Origin of the sequence: Psychrobacter pacificensis (assembly GCF_900101915.1) — a bacterium.
Classification (GTDB): domain Bacteria; phylum Pseudomonadota; class Gammaproteobacteria; order Pseudomonadales; family Moraxellaceae; genus Psychrobacter; species Psychrobacter pacificensis.
Genome location: NZ_FNAL01000049.1, coordinates 1 through 3,507 on the forward strand (window position 1 = coordinate 1; position 3,507 = coordinate 3,507).

At 43.3% G+C, this 3,507-nt stretch carries 5 protein-coding genes and 1 rRNA gene; 5 read left to right on the forward strand and 1 reads right to left on the reverse strand.

Annotation, left to right across the window (positions count from 1 at the left end; translation table 11 throughout):
• The 5 genes from rrf to BLR43_RS13320 all read left to right on the forward strand — a co-directional run.
• A 5S ribosomal RNA gene (gene rrf, locus BLR43_RS13300) occupies window positions 1-94 on the forward strand; the annotation flags it as partial.
• Window positions 95-385: 291 nt separating this feature from the next.
• Window positions 386-847, forward strand: a complete 462-nt coding sequence (locus BLR43_RS13305; RefSeq protein ID WP_071003248.1) for a hypothetical protein — start codon at window positions 386-388, stop codon at window positions 845-847.
• A 15-nt stretch (window positions 848-862) separates the two neighbouring features.
• On the forward strand, window positions 863-1,276 hold the full coding sequence (locus BLR43_RS13310) for an OsmC family protein (RefSeq protein WP_093071462.1): 414 nt from the start codon (window positions 863-865) through the stop codon (window positions 1,274-1,276).
• Window positions 1,277-1,280: 4 nt separating this feature from the next.
• The gene (locus BLR43_RS13315; RefSeq protein WP_071003252.1) at window positions 1,281-1,742 is read left to right on the forward strand and encodes a flavodoxin family protein; all 462 of its coding nucleotides are present in this window, start codon (window positions 1,281-1,283) and stop codon (window positions 1,740-1,742) included.
• Between the two features lie 67 nt (window positions 1,743-1,809).
• Entirely contained in the window at window positions 1,810-2,469 is a 660-nt protein-coding gene (locus BLR43_RS13320) for a DUF938 domain-containing protein (RefSeq protein ID WP_201587827.1), read from the forward strand.
• A 119-nt stretch (window positions 2,470-2,588) separates the two neighbouring features.
• Here the strand turns inward: BLR43_RS13320 and BLR43_RS13325 are convergent, their stop codons facing one another.
• Entirely contained in the window at window positions 2,589-3,380 is a 792-nt protein-coding gene (locus BLR43_RS13325; RefSeq protein ID WP_083328945.1) for a dienelactone hydrolase family protein, read from the reverse strand.
• Between the last annotated feature and the right edge of the window lie 127 nt (window positions 3,381-3,507).

A 3,507-nucleotide genomic window follows, 5' to 3' on the forward strand; every position in this document is an offset into this window, starting at 1 on the left:
GGCACCACCTGATCCCTTCCCGAACTCAGAAGTGAAACATCGTTGCGCCAATGGTAGTGTGGTTCGCCCATGTGAGAGTAGGTCATCGTCAGCTCTCTATTCCTAAAAAGCCCCAACATACTGATGTATGTTGGGGCTTTTTTTATCTTAAACTTATCTGACTTCCCTAGACTTATCTGACTTCCCTAGAAAATCTCTTTATTTAAATGGTTTTATCTTTCGCTCGCATCAAAGCAGTTCTTCAACTCTTTCCTTGCCCAAATCATCACTAGCCTCTTATACCTAAAAGCCCCCGCTCACTCGAAAGAGGGTCTTTTTATTGGCTTATTATTGATAATAATTTATAACTATAGATGGTCAACTGAAAGTTTATTGAGATAATCTAATGATATTAGAAGAAACGGATAAATTGTATTTATATGACAGCTATGGAGATGCATATCTCATCGATAAAGAAAGCAGGGATATCTTGTTTACTGATAGTTTTTACGGTGGTCCATCTTGTGCTTTAATTGATCCAAATAACAAATATGCAATCGTAGCTGGTAAGCATTTAACTCTTTGGGACTGTTATGAGGGAAATAATAAGCTCACAAAATTTGAAACAGAACAGTTTTGCTGGATAGAAAGACTAAGGTTAATCAATGAAAATACTATGCAAATATTATTAGATCCATGGTTCCAATACAGTGCTATATGGGAATTAACAGTTTCTAATAAGTCCTTATTTAAAATTTCAGATTTTATGAAGTATAAAAACCTACCTTATACTGATAATATAGTTTGGTGTTTCATTATAAAACCACTAGTTGAACCTTATAGTGGATTGTATACTTCTGAATTTTAGCTTAGGAAAGAACCTATGACTACATCAAAAGTAACCTACCAAGGCGATTTGCGCACTACCGCCATTCATTTGCAATCAAATAATGAAATCATCACCGATGCCCCAACGGACAATCAAGGCAAGGGCGAGGCGTTTTCACCGACTGATTTGCTAGCCACCAGTTTGGCCAGTTGTATGTTGACCATTATTGGTATCAAAGCCCGTGACATGGATATTGACCTTGTAGGCACCACGGCTGAAGTGACCAAAGTTATGGCCGCTGATCCAAGACGCGTGAGCGAGATCCATATCATCGTGACCTTTAATAAGGAGCTTGATGATAGAACGCAAACGATCTTTTATAACACCGCATTGACTTGTCCAGTCGCCAACAGCATCCACCCTGATATCACGCAGAACTTAACGTTCCGTATTGCTCGTGGCCTTTAATGCTATGGCAAAAACGTTATTGATTGTCGCTCATGCGCCGTCACCCAATACTGAGAAGTTGGCGCAAGCGGCGTATGGTGGTGCCAATCATCCTGATCTAGATATCAATGTGATTTTGAAGTCGCCGCAGGACACGCAGCCTGAAGATGTGTTGGCTGCTGATGCTTTGCTATTAGGCACGACTGAAAATCTGGCGTATATGGCAGGGCTGACCAAAGACTTCTTTGATCGCTGTTATTATCCTGTGCTAGAAGAAAAGCAAGGCATGCCATTTGCACTATATATACGTGCAGGGCATGATGGTACGGGTACCAAGCTTGCAATAAAGACGATCACGACGGGGCTGCGTTGGTCGTGGATTCAAGAGGCGCTGATACTACAAGGTGAGTGGCAGGACAGCTTTGCTGACCAAGTAAAAGAGCTTGCCATGACGTTAGCCGCTGGCGTTGAAGCGGGTATTTACTAGTAGCATATTTTGCCAATAATTCGCGAAAGATACTGCAAAGGTAACGGGCAGTCTGAGGAGAGTATCCGTGCAAAACGATCATCTAAACAGCCAAGTGGATATCGACGCGTTGCCATTCTCTCAAGCGTGCGAGAACAATAAGCAGCCTATCCTAGAAGTATTGCAAAACGAGCTACAAGGCTTTAAGCACGTGCTAGAGATTGGCTCTGGAACGGGTCAGCATAGTGTTTACTTTGCTCCTCGTTTACCTGAGATACAGTGGCAAACCAGCGATGTCACGAGCAACCATCGTCATATAGCGGCTTGGTATCATGCTTATCCTGCGCCCAATCTATCTCTACCATTAGCGTTTGATTTGGCTTACGATTCTCTACCTATCAATAGTCAGTCAGTAAATAGCAATATAGCCAAGCCCTATGATGCGATATTTACGGCAAATACGCTACATATCATCAGTTGGGCGTTGGTCGAAAAATTATTTGCACTGGCTGGTGATGCGTTACCTGTGGATGGTAAGCTGATTGTCTATGGCCCATTTAACGAACATGGCAGCTATACCAGTACGGGCAATCAGCGATTTGATATCAGTCTGAGCCAGCGCGACCCAAAAAGCGGTATCCGTCATAAGGAAGATATTGTCAGTTTGGCCAATACTAATTATTTAGCGCTTAGCAAAACTTATACGATGCCTGCCAATAATCAGCTATTGGTCTTTCAAAAACATTAAATACTCGACGCAAAAAAAGACACCCCAACAGGTCATGAAAAGATCGCAATTGAGGTATCTTTCTTGATTACTTATATAGTGCCTGAGATACGCTACCGGATATTTTTTAGGCTGCTAGATTATTTATATTCATCTGCCAAAAAGTCCAAATAACGTTTCCAAGAGCGCTCATCGGCGCGTGCATCATATCTGTCACTACCAAATACGCTAAAGGCATGGGGTGCACCGCTATAGGTAATCATCTCGTGCGGTACGTTGGAGGCCTCCAAGGTCTTGCCTAGCGTTGCAAAGCTCTCTAGAGAGACAGACTGGTCAGCTGAGCCGTGGAATACCAATATCTCGCCAGTGGTCTTGTCATAACTTTGACCAGTCGGAGTATCAAAGGCACCATGGAAGGGGACAAAGGCTTTTTGCGGGAAGCCTGAACGTGCTAACTCTAATGCAACCGTACCACCGAAACAGTATCCCATGGTCGTGCCGTTGCGCACATCATTGCCCTCCAGTCGTCCAGCATTCAATGCACCTTGTAGTATGCGGCGCATTTTGTTGCGATCGTCATACAATTCGCCTGTTAAACGCTTATTTTCTTCGACAGAGGTCGGACGAATGCCTTGCCCAAACATGTCTGCTGCCAGTACGTTGTAACCTTCATTCGCTAGCATATCAGCGCGTTTGCGCTCATAGTCGGTTAGACCATCCCAGTCATGAATCAACAAGATAAAAGGAGCGTAGGGCTTATCGGCTTTGGCGTAATAGCCCTCGTATGCTTGGTTATCCACTGTATAAGTGACGTTCTTGGTCGTGATAGCGGCAGCGGTTTGGCTGATGGTCAATGCCAGGAGCCCCATTGATGCACCCGCCAATAATGAGCGGTAAGGTTTTTTGGACGAGAAATTCGAAGTTGGTAACATAGTCGATAGCCTTATAGTTATATAAAAAAGAGCTCTGCACACGACAAAAAAATCATCCCCACCCGATTTTCATAGGTTTAGGGGTTAAAAAGCTAACTAACTGTCGAAATACAGTCTTATCATTGTT